Annotated in this window: 12 protein-coding genes; 5 read left to right on the plus strand and 7 right to left on the minus strand. The window is 73.2% G+C overall.

Features of this window, described 5'->3' with window-relative positions; translation table 11 throughout:
* The first annotated feature begins 36 nt into the window (after nucleotides 1-36).
* Complete coding sequence (locus FHX81_RS09395) at nucleotides 37-822, plus strand: enoyl-CoA hydratase/isomerase family protein (protein ID WP_141976989.1); 786 nt, start codon at nucleotides 37-39, stop codon at nucleotides 820-822.
* A gap of 15 nt (nucleotides 823-837) precedes the next feature.
* On the opposite strand, the gene FHX81_RS09400 is transcribed toward FHX81_RS09395, so the two are convergent.
* From FHX81_RS09400 to FHX81_RS09410, 3 genes are all read right to left on the minus strand, one after another.
* Nucleotides 838-2,367 (minus strand): serine/threonine-protein kinase, encoded by a 1,530-nt coding sequence (locus tag FHX81_RS09400; protein ID WP_141976991.1) that lies wholly within the window; start codon nucleotides 2,365-2,367, stop codon nucleotides 838-840.
* 207 nt (nucleotides 2,368-2,574) lie between these two features.
* Nucleotides 2,575-4,617, minus strand: coding sequence for a glycosyltransferase (locus tag FHX81_RS09405; RefSeq protein ID WP_141976993.1), 2,043 nt, complete (start codon nucleotides 4,615-4,617; stop codon nucleotides 2,575-2,577).
* 2 nt (nucleotides 4,618-4,619) lie between these two features.
* Nucleotides 4,620-5,429 carry a WecB/TagA/CpsF family glycosyltransferase gene (locus FHX81_RS09410; RefSeq protein ID WP_141976995.1) on the minus strand — a complete coding sequence of 270 codons (810 nt, stop codon included), beginning with the start codon at nucleotides 5,427-5,429 and terminating at the stop codon, nucleotides 4,620-4,622.
* Nucleotides 5,430-5,515: 86 nt separating this feature from the next.
* Between FHX81_RS09410 and FHX81_RS09415 the strand changes: the two genes are divergently transcribed.
* On the plus strand, nucleotides 5,516-6,727 hold the full coding sequence (locus FHX81_RS09415) for an MFS transporter (RefSeq protein ID WP_141976997.1): 1,212 nt from the start codon (nucleotides 5,516-5,518) through the stop codon (nucleotides 6,725-6,727).
* A gap of 65 nt (nucleotides 6,728-6,792) precedes the next feature.
* Here the strand turns inward: FHX81_RS09415 and FHX81_RS09420 are convergent, their stop codons facing one another.
* The 3 genes from FHX81_RS09420 to FHX81_RS09430 form a co-directional block, all read right to left on the minus strand.
* The gene (locus tag FHX81_RS09420) at nucleotides 6,793-8,112 is read right to left on the minus strand and encodes a cytochrome D1 domain-containing protein (RefSeq protein ID WP_246107715.1); all 1,320 of its coding nucleotides are present in this window, start codon (nucleotides 8,110-8,112) and stop codon (nucleotides 6,793-6,795) included.
* Between the two features lie 67 nt (nucleotides 8,113-8,179).
* Entirely contained in the window at nucleotides 8,180-9,430 is a 1,251-nt protein-coding gene (locus tag FHX81_RS09425; RefSeq protein ID WP_141976999.1) for a hypothetical protein, read from the minus strand.
* Complete coding sequence (locus FHX81_RS09430) at nucleotides 9,427-10,275, minus strand: glycosyltransferase (protein WP_246107716.1); 849 nt, start codon at nucleotides 10,273-10,275, stop codon at nucleotides 9,427-9,429. Before FHX81_RS09430 ends, FHX81_RS09425 begins: the two co-directional genes overlap by 4 nt.
* 93 nt (nucleotides 10,276-10,368) lie before the next feature.
* Between FHX81_RS09430 and FHX81_RS09435 the strand changes: the two genes are divergently transcribed.
* From FHX81_RS09435 to FHX81_RS09445, 3 genes are read left to right on the plus strand one after another with little or no spacing between them, the layout of a single operon-like run.
* Nucleotides 10,369-11,418, plus strand: coding sequence for a glycosyltransferase (locus FHX81_RS09435; protein WP_141977003.1), 1,050 nt, complete (start codon nucleotides 10,369-10,371; stop codon nucleotides 11,416-11,418).
* Entirely contained in the window at nucleotides 11,403-12,872 is a 1,470-nt protein-coding gene (locus FHX81_RS09440; protein ID WP_246107717.1) for a lipopolysaccharide biosynthesis protein, read from the plus strand. The genes FHX81_RS09435 and FHX81_RS09440 overlap by 16 nt, the downstream gene beginning before the upstream one ends.
* A complete protein-coding gene (locus FHX81_RS09445; protein WP_170231987.1) occupies nucleotides 12,869-14,086 on the plus strand; it encodes a rhamnosyltransferase WsaF family glycosyltransferase in 1,218 nt (405 codons plus the stop codon). Before FHX81_RS09440 ends, FHX81_RS09445 begins: the two co-directional genes overlap by 4 nt.
* Here FHX81_RS09445 and FHX81_RS09450 read toward each other — a convergent pair.
* On the minus strand, nucleotides 14,064-15,149 hold the full coding sequence (locus FHX81_RS09450; protein ID WP_141977005.1) for an acyltransferase family protein: 1,086 nt from the start codon (nucleotides 15,147-15,149) through the stop codon (nucleotides 14,064-14,066). The two genes, FHX81_RS09445 and FHX81_RS09450, sit on opposite strands and share 23 nt — an antisense overlap.
* Between the last annotated feature and the right edge of the window lie 42 nt (nucleotides 15,150-15,191).

Genomic DNA, 15,191 nt, shown 5'->3' on the forward strand with positions numbered 1-15,191 from the left:
TTTTCGGCATTCCGGACGCGTGTAAAGTGCGGGCCCGTGGCAGCGCAACAGGTCCGGCTGGAGCGGGACGCCGTGGGACTGGCCCTGCTCACCGTCGACGCTCCCCCGCTGAACCTCTACACCGCCGAGCTGCAGGACCTGCTCGACGCGGCGGTCGAGGACCTGGAGCGACGGCCCGCGCGGGCGTTGCTGATCCGCTTCGAGGGCAGGGTCGTCAGCGGCGGCGTCGACGTCGGGCTGTTCGCCGCGCAGCAGACGTCCGCGCAGGCCAAGGCACTGCTGGACCAGATGCTGGAGCTGACCGACCGGGTGGCCGCGCTGCCGTTCCCGACCGTGTTCGCCGCGCACGGGCTGTGCCTGACGTGGGCGTTCGAGGTCGCGGTGGCGTGCGACATCGTGCTGGCCGCGCGCCGGGCGACGTTCGGGTTGGTGGAGAAGGTCGTCGGATTGACCCCGACCATGGGCGGCACGCAGCGGCTGGCCGCGCGGGCGGGCGTGGGTCGGGCCAAGGAGTTCGTGATGACCGGCGAGCGCTACGACGCGGCCACGCTGGAGCGGTGGGGCGTGGTCAACCGGGTGCTGCCGGACGAGGGGTTCGACGACGCGGCGCTGGCGTTCACGCAGGCGCTGGCGGCCGGGCCGACGGTGGCGCACGCGGCGACCAAGCGCGTGCTGGCGCACTTCGAGAGCGGCGGCGTGGCCGAGGCGAACGAGCACGTCACCTCGATCGCGGCCGAGCTGTTCGACACCGAGGACCTGCGCGGCGCGGTGCGGTCGTTCCTGGCCGACGGTCCGGGCAAGGCGACGTTCAGCGGTCGTTGAGCCGCGGGCCGAGGCTCAGCGGGGGTCGTAGGCGGCGGAGCCGTACCAGGCCAGGGCGGAGCGCAGCTCGACCACGTCCCGGTCGCGGCGCTTGCGGTAGCGCTCGTGCGAGATCGGGTAGACGCGCAGGCCGCCCTTGTGCCGGGTGAAGCTGCCGCGTCCCAGCGTGTCCGGGGTCTTGGCGGCCGGGACCAGCCAGACCACGAGCCACGGCCGGGCGTGGTGGGCGTCGACCTTGACCCGGGCGATGGCGTACCACGGCAGGCGGCGGTTCTCCGTGCCGTTGGACAGCGTGATGCCGTCGGGGCCGACGTCGAGGGTGAGCGGTGAGCGGGCGACGCCGACCAGGAGCCGGATGGCGGCCACGGCGAAGGCCAGGAACGCGACGAACGCGGCCAGCCGGACGGCGCCGGGCGCGCCTGCGGCCGGGTCGGCGATGGAGGCCGTGACGACGGCGGCCAGCGCGTTCGCCCCGGCCCAGCTCGAGCCGACGACGCGGGAGGTCTTGAACCGGACGCCGGTGGGGCGGACGTCCTTCGGTTCGGGGGTGATGCGGACCGGGGCCGCGGGCGGGGTGGGTGCGGACGGGGTGGGTGCGGGTGTGGGTGCGACCAGCGTCGGCGTTCTGGGCGGCGGGTCGTCCACCATGACCCGCGTCGGCGGCTTGGCTGGCAGCCGGCCCAGCTCGGTGTGCCGTTGCTCGACCATCGTGCGGACGCGTTCGGGCAGCCACGACGGGTCGTTGGACGGCGGGCCGATGGCTTCCAGCAGCCGTGCGGGCGTCGGCCGGTTCGCCGGTTCGCGGACCAGGCACGGCACGATCAGCGGCACCAGGCCCGGCGGCACGCGGGACAGGTCGGGCTCCTGGTGGACCACGCGGTAGACCAGCGCGGACGTGGCGCCCTCGCCGAACGGGCCGCCGCCGGTCGCGGCGTAGACCAGCACCGAGCCGAGCGCGAACACGTCGCTCTGCGTGGTGATCTGCTGGCCGATGACCTGTTCGGGTGACAAGTAACCGGGCGTGCCGAACACGATGCCCGCTTCGGTGAGCGCGGAGTGCTCCAGCGCGCGGGCGATGCCGAAGTCGATCACGCGGGGGCCGTCGTCGGCCAGCAGCACGTTCGACGGCTTGAGGTCGCGGTGGATCAGGCCCGCGCCGTGGATGGCGACCAGCGCCTCGGCCAGGCCGCCCGCGAGGCGGCGCACGGCCCGTTCCGGCAGGGGGCCGTGGTCCTGGACGACCTGCTGGAGGCTCGGGCCGGGGATGTACTCGGTGGCCATCCACGGCCGTTCGGCGTCGGGGTCGGCGTCCACGACGGTGGCGGTCCAGAAGCCGCCGACCGCGCGTGCCATCTCGACCTCGCGGCGGAAGCGCTCGCGGAACGGCGGGTTGTCGGCCAGCTCGGCGCGCGCGACCTTGACCGCGATCGGCCGCCCGCCGCGTGACCGCGCCAGGTAGACCGACCCCATCGCGCCGCGGCCGAGGGCGGCGAGCAGCGTGTAGTCGCCGATCCGCGACGGGGCGTTCGGGGGCAGTGGCTGCACGACACCCACACTAGATGCGCCGGCCACCCCGCTCGGGCAAGACGGCGAGGTTCGCGGCGCAGACCACAGCCGCGCAACCTCGGCGGGGGTCGCGGAGTCGAGCGCGCCTCAGGACCGCGCGGCGGGTCCTGAGCGTTGAATTCAGGGGTCCCGGACGTAGGACACTCGGGACCTGGGGGTTCGACGCTCGGGACCTGGAGGTTCGACTCACGGGGTGGTCAGGGAGAGGAGGGTTCGGGTGCGGGCGTGCCAGGAGTGGAGGTGGACGGAGGCGCGGAGGGCGGCCGGGGGCAGGAGCGGGCCGGTGGCCAGGGTGGCGCGCAGGGCGTCGACGAACTCCGTGTGCGTGCGGGCGGCGCGGACGCGGTCGGTGTAGCCGGCCAGCTCGGCGAAGTCGGTGCTGACCACCGGCAGGCCCAGGGCCAGGTACTCCTTCAGCTTGATCGGGTTCGACCGCTTGATCCAGTCGTTGTCCTGCCACGGCATGATCGCCACGTCGAACGCCGAGCCGTAGGCCGGGATCAGGCTGTAGGGGCGGAACCCGAGCCAGTGCACGTTCGGGTACTTGGCGAAGCGCTCCATCGGGTGCGTCGCGTCCCCGATCAGCACCAGGGACGCCTGCGGCAGCTCGACCGCGACGCGCTCCAGCAGGTCGAAGTCCACCACGAAGTCGTCCAGCGCCCCGAAGAAGCCGATGCGCGGGCCGGGGATCGAGCGCACGTCGTCCGGCCACTCGTGCTCCGGCCGCGCCACGAAGTGGTCGACGTCCACGCCGTGGTCGAGGAAGTGCGCCCGGTCGCCCGTGCGCGGCAGCTCCTCGGCCATCAGCGCCTGGCTGACGTACACGACGTGGTCGGAGTGGGCCAGGAGCTGGTTCTCCAGCGCCTCGATGGACGCCCGGTCGGCCTCCGGGAAGTCCGAGTGCCGGTCCGACCGGTTGAACACCAGGCGGTGCCGGCGCATCGGGGCGACCACGTCCCACGCGGTGGGGATGGTGACCATGATCACCGGCGTGCGCAGGCCCAGCGCGCGGGCCACCAGCCCGACCTGGGCCCGGACCAGCACGGCGTTGACCCGGCGCAGCAGCGGCGAGCCGTAGAACGGCAGGGGCAGCGGCGACATGACGTAGAACTCGGGCATCGGTCGGCGCACGAACTTGGCCACGCTGCGCAGCTTGCGCAGGATGCGCCGGGACACGTGCGTGCTGTTGCCCCGGGTGGGCATCCGCATGCCGATGCTGTTGACCACGAGCACCCGGCGGTGCCCGGCCATCGACCGCATCAGCTGGAAGTCCGAGTGCGCCCGGTTGTGGTACCACCAGTCCTGCGCGGAGAAGCACACCCAGCCCGGCTCGGGGCCCGCGCCGGGACGCGCCGGCCACCGCCGCCAGCGCAGCAGGTCGCCGACGGCCTTGCGGTGCTTCACGCCGCGCGGGGCGCGCAGCAGCTCGTTGAGCAGCACGGCGCACCACATGGCGAACGCCGCCAACCGGCCGTTGCGCTCGCGGACCATCCGCACGCGGTTCGTCGTGGCCATCGACCACAGCACCGGTGACGTCGACTGCTCGCCGCCGATGTGCACGGCACGCGCCCGCGGCTCGTAGCGGACGGAGAACCCGCGCTCGCCCGCGCGCAGCATGTACTCGGTCTCCTCCGAGTACAGGAAGTACCGCTCCTCCAGCACGCCGGTCGCCTCGCGCGCCTCGCGCGAGATCAGCCACGCCGCGCCGGTCGCCCAGTCCGCCGTGCCCGCCGTCTCGTACCGCAGGGGCTCCACGACCACCTCGCCGAGCGCCTCGCGCCGCCCCGCCCGCGTGCCGCCGAGGACCGCTTCGCCCAACGCGCGCAACGGGCTCGGCGTGCGGCGCAGCGAGAGCTGCGGCGCGCCGTCCACACCGGTCAACCGCGGCACGGCGATCCCGGTCCCCGGCAGCGCCAGCGCGGCGCGCAGCAGGGCGACGGCATCGCGGTGCAGGCGGATGTCCGGGTTGAGCACCAGCACGTCGCAGTCCGGCGCGGCGGCGAACCCGGCGTTGACGCCCGCCGCGAAGCCGTCGTTGGACGAGCGGGCGACGATCTGCGCGTGCGGCGCGACCCGGGCGACGATCGCCAGGGTGTCGTCACCGGAAGCGTTGTCCACCACCACGACCCGGCTGTCCGGAATGGACTCCAGCGCGATCGCGACCGACTTCAGGCAGTCTTCGACGACCTCGGCGCTGTGGTAGGTCACGACGACGACGGCAAGTGGCACTTCTACTCCCCGATCCGGTGGCCGACCCGACCGGCGGCCGAGCGGCGGAACCGGGTGCGCAGCGCGCCCCCGAGCAGGCGGAACGCGAACGGCAGGTCGTCGCGCAGGTAGCGCTTGGCCAGGCGGCGCGGTTCGAGGGCGAGGCGGTGCAGCCACTCCGCGCCCATCTTCTGCACCACGCCCGAGGCGCGCCGGAACTCGCCCGCGGCCATGGGGATGCCCGCACCGCACCCGAGGAACCAGGCCTGCGGCAGATCCGCGCGCAGCAGGCGGATGAGGCGTTCCTGCTTGGGGAAGCCGAGGCCGACGAGGACCAGGTCCGGCTTGGCCTCCACCACCTCGGCCACGGTCGCGGCGGTGGCGTCGGCGTCGGCGTCGAACCCGAACGGCGGCGAGGCGGTGCCCGCGACGAGCAGCCCGGGGTAGCGGGCGCGCAGCACGTCGGCGGCCTTCTCCGGCACGCCCGGCTCACCGCCGAGCAGGTAGATCGACCGGCCTTCGCGGGCGGCGGCTTCGGCGAGGGTGAACACCAGCGACGCGCCGGTCACGCGCTCGGGCACCGGGACGCCCGCGAGCCGGCCCGCCCACACGACCGGCATGCCGTCGGCCACCACGAGCTCGGACTCGGCGATCAGGGCGGCCAGCTCGGGGCGGCGGGTCGCGGCGCGCACGATGTCCACGTTGGCCGTGACGATCGCGCCGCCCTCGGCCCGTCGCCACGCTGCGGCGACGTGGTCGGCGACACCGGACTCGGGGACGGACCACACGTCGACGGCGCCCACGCGGACGCGGGGCTGCGGGATGTCCGGCATACCCGCGTCATCGGGTTCGGGGTGGTCCCCGTTACGACGGGCCCGGATGGCGGTAACGGTTACCGCACGTGACCGATATCGGGTGCATGTACGTAGCGTCCGTCCGGCCTGGCGAGCGGGTCAGGGGCAAGGTGCCGGGCACGGTGGTCGCGCTCGGCGCGGTGAGCCTGCTGACCGACGTGTCGGCCGAGATGGTCACCGCGTTCATGCCGGTCTACCTGCTGTTCACGCTCAACATGGGCTACGCCCAGTTCGGTCTGCTGGACGGTCTGTACACGGGTGCGACGGCCGTGCTGCGGCTCGTCGGCGGTCACGTCTCGGACCGCACGCACCGGCACAAGGCGGTCGCGGCGGTCGGTTACGGGCTGTCGGCGGTGACGAAGCTCATCTTCCCGCTCGTCGGCGCGTCGGCGTTCGGCATCGGCGCGACCATGGCGGCCGACCGCGCGGGCAAGGGCCTGCGCACCGCGCCGCGGGACGCGTTGATCTCGTTGGCCACCCCGCCGGACCGGTTGGGCGCGGCGTTCGGGGTGCACCGGAGCATGGACACGGTGGGCGCGCTGCTCGGGCCGCTGGTGACGTTCCTGCTGCTGTACTCCATCGGCACGGTCGCGGGCCCGGTGTTCGTGGTGAGCGCGTGCTTCGCCGCGGTCGGGCTGATCGTGCTGGTGGCGTTCGTGCGGGAGAACCCGCGGCCCGCGTCGGCCGGGCCGCGCCCGTCACTGCGGGCGGGCTTCACGCTGCTGCGGGAGGCCGGCTACCGGCGGCTCGCGGTCGGGACGGCGGTGCTGGGCCTGGCGACGGTGTCGGACGCGTTCGTGTTCATCCTGGTGCAGAAGGCGACCGACGCGCCGCTGCACCTGCTCCCGCTGCTGCCGCTGGGCACCGCCCTGGTGTTCCTCGTGGCCGCCGCGCCGGTGGGGCGGCTGGCGGACCGGGTCGGCCGGTGGCCGGTGTTCCTGGGCGGGCACGTGCTGCTGCTGGCCGTGTACGTGCTGCTGCTGGCTCCGGGCACCGGGTACTTCGGCGTCGGCGCGGCCTTGTTGCTGCACGGCCTGTTCTACGCCGCGACGGACGGCGTCCTGTCGGCCCGGGTGAGCGCGCTCGTACCGGAGTCGCTGCGCGCGTCCGGTCTGGCCGTGGTGCAGACGGGGCAGGCGCTGGCGCGGCTGGTGTCGTCCGTGGCGTTCGGCCTGCTGCTCCAGTTCGCCGCGTTCGGCACGGCGGTGCACGCGGCGATCGGTTCGCTGCTCGTGGCGGTCGTGGTGGCCTGGTGGCTCAACGCCCGACGGCGGTAGTACCCGCCGGCTCCCCCAGGGGGTCGATTCCTCCTGGGGGAGCCGGCGGGTCGGCCACACCTTGATCAGAGCAGGCCGATCGGGCCGTGCGCCACCGAACGGCCGTGGGTCGGGTCGCCCGGGTGGCTCGCCGTGTAGCCCTGGAGCAGGGTGGCCAGGCCGACCAGCAGGGGCACGTTCGCGTCGCACTGCGCCTTGCCGTAGGCGTTCGTGGTCGCGGTGCACAGCGGGTGCCCCTTGACCGTGCGGAACGTGATCTGCTTGCCCGCCACCGGCTTGCCCGTGTGCGACTCGGTGAGCGTGGCGTCCAGCCCGCGCGCGGTGAAGCCGAGCAGGCGCAGGTGCAGGTGCGCGTAGCCCGCGGTGAGCTTCGTCGGGGCCGGCGGCACGGCGTGGATCGCGATGCCCACCGGGTTGACGCCGACCGGCGCCGTGCCGACCACCGACAGCGACGCCGTGTCCACGACGGACACCGTGCCGCTGGTGAAGTTCGTCACGTAGGCCCGCGCGCCGTCCGGGGTCAGCGCCACGCTGATCGGCCTGCTGCCCACCGGGATCCGCGCGACCGGGGCCAGCGCGACCAGGTCCACCACGGACAGGCTGTGGCCCTCGCTGTTGGTCACGTACGCGCGCCCGCCGTCGGGCGAGACGGCGACACCGTGCGGGATGAAGCTCACCGGGACCGTCCCGACCACGGCGTTGGAGGCGGTGTCGACCACGGCCACGTTGTTGGAGAACTTGTTGACCACGACCAGCTTCGCGCCGTCCGGCGTCACGGCCACCGCGGTCGGGGTGTTGCCGGTCGGGATGTCGGCGATCTCGGTGTTGGTCGCCGTGTCGACCACGGACACCGTGCCCGGTCCGACGACGTCGTGCGCCACGTAGAGCCGCTTGCCGTCGGGCGTGATCGCGATGCCGTCCGCGTTCGCGCCGACCGGGATGGTCTCGGTGGTCGTCAACGTCGCCGCGTCCACCACCGACACCGTGCCCGCCAGGTAGTTCGACACGTACACGTGGCCACCGGAGGGCGACACCACGACGCCGGCGGGCCCGTCGCCGACCGGCACGGCCGCGTCCACCGTGTTGGTCGGCGTGTCGATGACCGTCAGCGTGTCGTCACGCACGTTGGTCACGTACCCGCGCGTGCCGTCGAACGCGACACCGACGCCGTAGGGCGAGTCGCCGGTGGAGTCGATGAGGGTGGTGGTGACGGCGTTCGTCGCGGTGTCGAGCACCGACACGCCGCCGCCGTTGTTGGCGACGTACCCGAGCACGCGCACCGGTCCCTCGGCGACCGCCGTCCCGGGCGGCACGAGCAGCAGCGCTGCTCCCAACGCCAACGCGCCGCACGCCGCCGGCGCCTTGCGGATCTGTCTGAGCAGCACTATCGGCCTCCAGGGGTTCGAGTCCCGCAGTGCTCCAATCGGCGAGGGCCGCTGCCCCGTTAGCCGGTCAGAACCGGTACACCCGAACCTGGTACGGACCGAAGTCGTCGACGATCCGGCCGTCCACGATCGGCACGGTCCGATTCTCGTCCACCACCTCGGCGGTGCCCGACGACACCGGCACGGTCAGCGTGACGCGGGCGGCGAGGCTGCGCGGGTGCTCCTTGGTGCCGTCGGTCTGCGCCAGCACCCACCGCGCGTCGCCGACCTGCTTGTGGAGCGCGGACACCGGGATGCCGTTGTCGCTCGCGGCCGTCACGCCCGGCAGGTTCGGCGCGTTGAGCACCGGCGCGAGCGACTTCAGCCGGGCGTTGACGGCGGCCACCCGGGCCTTGATCCCCGGACGGGTCAGCACGCTGGAGTACTCGCCGGTGCCGTCGGTGTAGAAGCTGTGCGCGAAGTAGTTGATGCCGGTCGCGCCGTGCAGGACCGTGTTCCAGACCGCCGCTTCGAGCTGGTCGGGTTCGATGATCTCGCCGCGGTCGTGCGGGTGCCCGGTCTCGACGAACCCGTACAGCGGCTTGTCCGGCCCGCACCACTTGCGCATGGTGTCGATGACCTGCCCGTAGCTGTACGCGCCGACGGTGTGATTGCGGTCCGGGTGGGTCCAGCCGTAGTAGTCGGCCGACGCGATGTCCGCGGCCGAGCAGTAGGTGCGCATGTCCTCTTCGTACGACTTCTCGATGTAGCCGTAGCCGACCTCGCCGGTGGGCGTGCCCATCCACGGGCTGAAGTTGAGGTACGTCGGCCGGGACGGGTCCTTGGCGCGCACCGCGTCGGCGGCCTCCACGATGGCCGACGGCTGCATGTCGGGGTGGAACACGTCGCCGTAGACCTTGGTCATGTCCGGCTCGTCGGCGATCAGGTAGCCGACGTAGTTGCGGGCGTGCGCGGTGTCGGCCAGGACGGCGTCGACCCGCGTGCCGTCCACGTACACGCGCCAGTCTGTCTCGTGCAGGCCCTCCTGGCGCAGGTACCACCACTCGTCCTCCCACAGCCCGATGCCGAAGTCGATGCCGATCCCCGGGTAGGCGCGGCCGAGCTTCTCGCCGTTCTCGATCCCGGACGGGTCCTGCATCCAGACGTTGATCGGGAACACGGTCGGGTCGCCGGTCGGGTTGGGCCCGTTGGCCCACTTCTTGTAGTAGTCGACGGACGGACCTGCGAGGACCGGTGGCGGGTCGGCCGGCCGTTGCGCCTCGGCCGTGCAGGCGGTCAGGGCGACGGCCAGCGCCGCGAGCGCGGCGGTCCGGTTCACCGCGACGACCGGACCCGCCCGCGCGCGGCCAGCACCTGCTTCGCCTTCTCGAAGCCGCCCGGGCCGAGCAGCCGCTGCGCCGCGGTCTTGGCCAGGTACCGCGCGCCGTCACGGGCCGTGCGCAGCGGGTGGCCGACGAACCGGTCGCGCGCCAGCAGGCCGCCGGCGGGCTCGGGCACGTCGTCCAGCGCCGCGCCGAACAGCGCCCGGTACGGCGCGGGCGAGACCAGCCGGCCGCGCGTGCGGTTGCTCACGTTGCCGCCGTGCACGACCTGGAGCCAGCCGGGCGGCCCGCCCAGCGACACCACCTCGGCGTGCCGGTGCAGCCGGTTGTGCCAGTCGGCCCAGCACGTCACCGGGTCGGCCCAGCTCTCCCGCATCGACGCGAACGCGTTGTCGCGGTCGTGGTGGGCGAACAGCCCGGTCGGGCTCTTGACCAGCCCGTTGGCCAGGTAGAGGGCGGTGCGGCGGCCCGTGGACCGGTCGGCCTGCAGCCGGGCCACGAAGTCCGCGGCCAGGCCGTCGTCGTTGTCGAGGTTGGTGGTGATCAGCTCGTCGCCCCTGACCGGGAACAGCGCCGAGATGTCCTCGACCAGTTCGGCTCGGCTGACCTGCGTGCGGAACACCGGCGTGTACGCGTCGCCGTGCGCCTCGATGCGGTCCTTGAGCCACTGCGGGCTCTCCGGGTCGAAGTAGATGAGCCACCGGAAGTTCGAGGACGTCTGCGCCGCCACCGAAGGCAGGCAGTAGCGCTCGAACAGCCCGACGCGTTCGGTCAGCCACCCCTCCCGCGCCCGCACGACGCTCTCCGCGCCCACGGACGGCAGGTTGAAACGCGTCAGCACGACGTGGTCCATGGAACCCCTTCCCGTATGTCCCCTACATCGGTATCGGGGCGCCGCCGTTAACGATCCGCGTTCGAACACGATGTGTAGGTCGTGACTGAGCCACCGGCACGACCAACGGTCGACGTCGTCATCCCCTGCTACAACTACGCGCGGTTCCTGCGTGCATGCGTCAAGAGCGTGCTCGACCAACCCGGCGTCGACGTGCGGGTGCTGATCATCGACGACACGTCGAGCGACGAGACGCCCGAGGTCATGGCCGAGTTGACGCAGGACCCGCGGGTCGAGGGCCGCCGGCACGAGGTCAACCGCGGTCACATCGCGACCTACAACGAGGGCCTGCTGGAGTGGGCCAAGGCCGACTACACCGTGCTGCTGTCCGCGGACGACCTGCTGGCGCCGGGCGCGCTGGCCCGTGCCGCCGAGGTGTTCGAGGCCCACCCGAACGTCGGCATGGTCTACGGACGTGTCGTCTATTACACCGACCACGACCACCTGCCGTCCGTGGTCGCGCCGCCGGCCGGCCGCACGGTCTGGTCCGGTGTGGACTGGATCGAGGCGCGCTGCCGGACCGGGCAGAACGTGCTGTCCTCGCCCGAGGCCGTGGTGCGCACGTCGGTGCAGCAGGAGGTCGGCGGCTACCGGCCCGACCTGCCGCACGCGGGCGACCTGGAGATGTGGATGCGCATCGCCGCGGTGTCCGACATCGGGTACGTGCGCGGCAAGCCCGCCGCCTACTACCGCGTGCACCAGCAGAGCATGATGCGCACGCGGTTCTCGTCGCTGTTCGCCGACCTGGAGCAGCGGCAGGCCGTGTTCGAGCGGTTCTTCGCCGAGCACCCCGACCTGCCGCCGCGGCTGCGGTCGCTGGCCAACCGGTCGATCGCCAAGGACGCCCTGTGGCGGGCCGTGCGCGCCTACGACCGGGACAAGCTGGCCGAGATCCCGGTGGACGAGCTGGAGGCGTTCGCCCGGCGGGTGTTCGCCGGCGTGGAGCGGCTGCCCGAGTACCGGGCGTTGCGGCGGCGGCGGGCGCTGGGGCCGCGGGTGTGCAGCCGCACGCAGCTGTTCGTCGGGAGCCACCTGGCCAAGCGCGGCGCGGGGCTCGTGGGCAAGCAGGTCTGGAAGTGGCGCGGCCAGTGACCGCCGTGGAGCCACCGGGGACCGAGCGGCCGGAGCTGCGGCGCAAGGTCTCCTCGGCGATCCGGTGGAGCGCGGTCAACAGCCTGGTGCAGCGGTTCAGCCAGGTCGGCGTGGGCGTGCTGCTGGCCCGGCTGATCGCGCCCGAGCAGTTCGGCGTGTTCGCGGTCGCGCTGGTGGTGCTCAACATCGTGCTGAGCGTCAGCGAGATGGGCGTGAGCGTCGCGCTGGTCCGCACCGAACGGCCGGTCGAGGAGCTCGCGCCGACGGTGACGACGCTGTCGATCGCGTCCGGCGCGCTGCTGGCGCTGGTCTGCGTGCTCGGCGCGCCGTGGTTCGCCGCGGCGATGGACACGCCGCAGGCCACCGGCGTGATCCAGCTCATGTCGTTGTCGCTGGTGGTCGCGGGCGCGTCGGCGGTGCCGGGAGCGTTGCTGCAACGCGAGTTCCGGCAGGACCACAAGTTCGTCGCCGACACGTCGGCGTTCGTCGTCGGCACGGCCGTGGTGGTGGTGCTGGCGCTCATGGGCTTCGGCGCGTGGAGCCTGGCGTGGTCGCGGATCGCCACGAACGTGGTCGCCGCCGTGGTGATGTTCGCCTACACGCCGAAGCGCTACCGGCCCGGGTTCGACGCGGTGCAGGCACGCGGGCTGCTGGCGTTCGGGCTGCCGCTGGCGGGCGCGAGCCTGCTGGTGTTCGGGGTGCTCAACGTCGACTACATCATCGTCGGCAGCGTCCTGGGCACCGTGCCGCTGGGCTTCTACCTGCTCGCGTTCAACCTCGCGAACTGGCCGGTCGGCGCGTTCTCACAGCCGGTGCGCAGCGTCTCGCTCGCGGCGTTCTCGCAGGTCAGGGACGATCCGGAGCTGTTCTCGCGGACGTTCGCCCGTGCGCTGCGGCTGCTCGCGCTGGTGACCGTGCCCGCGTGCGTGCTGCTGGCGGCGTTGGCCGACCCGCTCGTGCGCACGGTCTACGGCGAGCGGTGGGCGCCGGCCGCGCAGGCGTTGGCGCTGCTTGTGCTGCTCGGCGCGCTGCGGGTGGCGTTGGAACTGGGCTACGACTACCTGGCCAGCGCCGGGCGGTCGCGGGCGATCCTGGTGATCCACCTGGTGTGGCTGGCGGCGCTCGTGCCGCTGCTGGCGCTGGGCGCGCACCTGGACGGCATCCGGGGCGTGGCGCTGGCGCAGAGCGTGGTCGTGCTGGTGGTGGTCGTGCCCGCGTACCTGGTCGCGTTCCGGCCCTACGGGCTGCGCGCGCGGGCGCTGGGCGCGGCGGTCGCCCGGCCGGTGCTCGGCGGTGTGGTGATGGTCCTGGTGGCGTCCGGCGTGCAGTGGGTGGTCGACGGCGCGCTGTGGCGGCTGCTGGTCGGTGGCGCGTTGGCGTCGCTGGCGTACGCGGCCGTGGTGTTCCCCCTGCGCCACGAGGTGCTGGGCCTGTTGCGGAGGAGTGGCGCGTGAAGGTCGTCCAGCAGTTGCGGCGTCGGGCGCACCAGGTCACGCGCATCGTGCGCGAACAGGGTGTGCGGCAGGTCGGCGCGCGGGCGCTCGGCCGGGCGGCGCGGCGGTTCGGCGCGGAGGCCGAGGTGTTCCCGGTGCGGTGGGAGGACGTGCGCGCGGCGGACATCGGCGCGCGGCGACCGGTGGTCGTGCCGCCCGTGCCCGCGGACGGGCGGCTGACGGTCAACTGGGTCAGCACGCCGCCGTCACCGGGCTCCGGCGGGCACACCACGATGTTCCGGCTGATCGAGCACCTGGAGTCGTTGGGGCACACGTGCCGGCTGTACCTGTACGACGTGTACGGCAGCCGTGCGGCCGACCACGAGCCGGTGGTCAGGTCGGCGTTCCCGGGGTTCCGCGGGCCGGTGCACGACGTGCTGGACGGGATGGCCGACGCGCACGCCGTGTTCGCCACCGCGTGGATGACGGCCTACCCGGCGTTCAACGACCCGTGCGCGGGCAGGCGGTTCTACCTCGTGCAGGACTACGAGCCCTGGTTCTTCCCGGTCGGCGGGCTGTCGGCGCTGGCCGAGAACACCTACCGGATGGGGTTCCACGGCTTCACCGCCGGCCGGTTCCTGGCCGACAAGCTGCGGGCCGAGACCGGGATGGCGGCCGACTCGTTCGACTTCGGGTGCGACGCGGACCGCTACCACCTGCTCGACGGCGTGCCGCGCGACGGCGTGGTGTTCTACGCCCGTCGGCTCGCGCCCCGGCGGGCGATCGAGATCGGGTTGCTGGCGCTGGAGGTCTTCGCCGAACGCCACCCCGACGTCGCGATCCACACCTACGGCGAGAAGATCGGGTCGCTGGGGCCGCGGCACGTCGACCACGGCCTGGTCACGCCCGACCGGCTCAACGACATCTACAACCGGTGCTACGCGGGTCTCACGCTGTCGATGACGAACGTGTCGCTCGTCCCGCACGAGATGCTGGCCGCGGGCTGCCTGCCGGTCGTCAACGACGCCGTGCACAACCGGGTCGTGCTGGACAACGACCACGTCCGCTACGCGCCCGCGACACCGCACGACCTGGCCCGCGCGCTGTCCGACGTGGTGACGCTGCCGGACTTCGGCGCGGTGGCCCGGGCCGCGTCCGCGAGCGTGTCCGGCCGGTCGTGGGACGCGGCCGGACACGAGCTGGAGAAGGTGCTCAGGCGCGAGCTGTCGGCCTGAGCAGGCGTCGCTGCGCCGGCCGTTCGACGAACCGGTGCAGCAGCCACGCCAGCACCAGCGAGGCGCCCAGCGCGGCGGCCGAGATCCCGGTCGCGGCCGCCAGGGTGACGTCGTGCGGCCAGACCGCCTCCGCGGCCCGCAGCACCACCTGGTGCACGAGGTAGAAGGCGAAGGACACCTCGCCGAGGAACACCGCCGCGCGGTGGCGCCACGGTGACCAGGACCCGGTGAGGTCGGCCGTGGCGACGGCCGGGATGAGCAGCGCGAGCGGCACGACCGTGCCCGCGACGTAGCCGAACGTGCCGGGCAGGTGGCCGGAGGCGACGTACCCGACGACGGCCGGCGCACCCGCCTGCCACGGGGCCAGCCGGGGCCACCGGCCCGCGCGCACGATCCGCGCGAGCACCATGCCCAGCACGAACTCCAGCGCCCGCGTCACGGGGAAGACGTAGACGAACCAGTACTCCAGGTGGTCCGGCAGGGGCAGCGCCAGGGCGGGGACGGCGATGACGGCGGCCATGAGGCCGACCGCCGCCGCCCAGAGCCTCTTGTGCGGCACGCGGTCCACCAGTGCCAGCAGCCACGCGAACGCCGTGTAGAACGCCGCCTCGCACGACAGCGACCAGGCCGGGGTGTTGACGCCGAAGTACACCGACTGCACCGGCACCCACGCCTGGAGCAGGAACAGCCCCAGCACGCCGGACAGCACGGACACCCCGCCCAGCCAGGCGAGGCCCGCGAAGACGACCACCCAGACCACCACGTGGTTGGGCAGCACCCTGGCCGCCCTCCGGCGCCGGCCGACGGCCGCCGGGACCCCGTCCCGCGCCGACCAGGTGAGCACGAAACCGGACAGCAGGAAGAAGAACCCGACCCCGGTCGCGCCCTGGCCGAACAGCACCGCCAGCACGCCTTCCGCACCGGTGCCCGCGAACAACCCGCCGGCGTGCAGGTGGAAGCCGAAGACGACGAACGCGGCGAGGAAGCGCAACCCGGTCAGGGACGGCAACCGGGCGGGCAGCACCGGTGGGACCGTCGGGGCGGGTGCCGGCGCGTTCGTCATCGGCACGTGGTCCGAGCGGCGGAGCGGGCCGTACTGCTGGTG

This window comes from Saccharothrix saharensis, from assembly GCF_006716745.1.
In the GTDB taxonomy this organism is placed as follows: Bacteria; Actinomycetota; Actinomycetes; order Mycobacteriales; family Pseudonocardiaceae; genus Actinosynnema; species Actinosynnema saharense.

Coding starts and splice junctions, on each gene's coding strand:
- FHX81_RS09410 (WP_141976995.1), bottom strand. CDS start 5,429: ATGCCGGACATCCCGCAGCCCCGCGTCCGCGTGGGCGCCGTCGACGTG.
- FHX81_RS09415 (WP_141976997.1), top strand. CDS start 5,516: ATGTACGTAGCGTCCGTCCGGCCTGGCGAGCGGGTCAGGGGCAAGGTG.
- FHX81_RS09450 (WP_141977005.1), bottom strand. CDS start 15,149: ATGACGAACGCGCCGGCACCCGCCCCGACGGTCCCACCGGTGCTGCCC.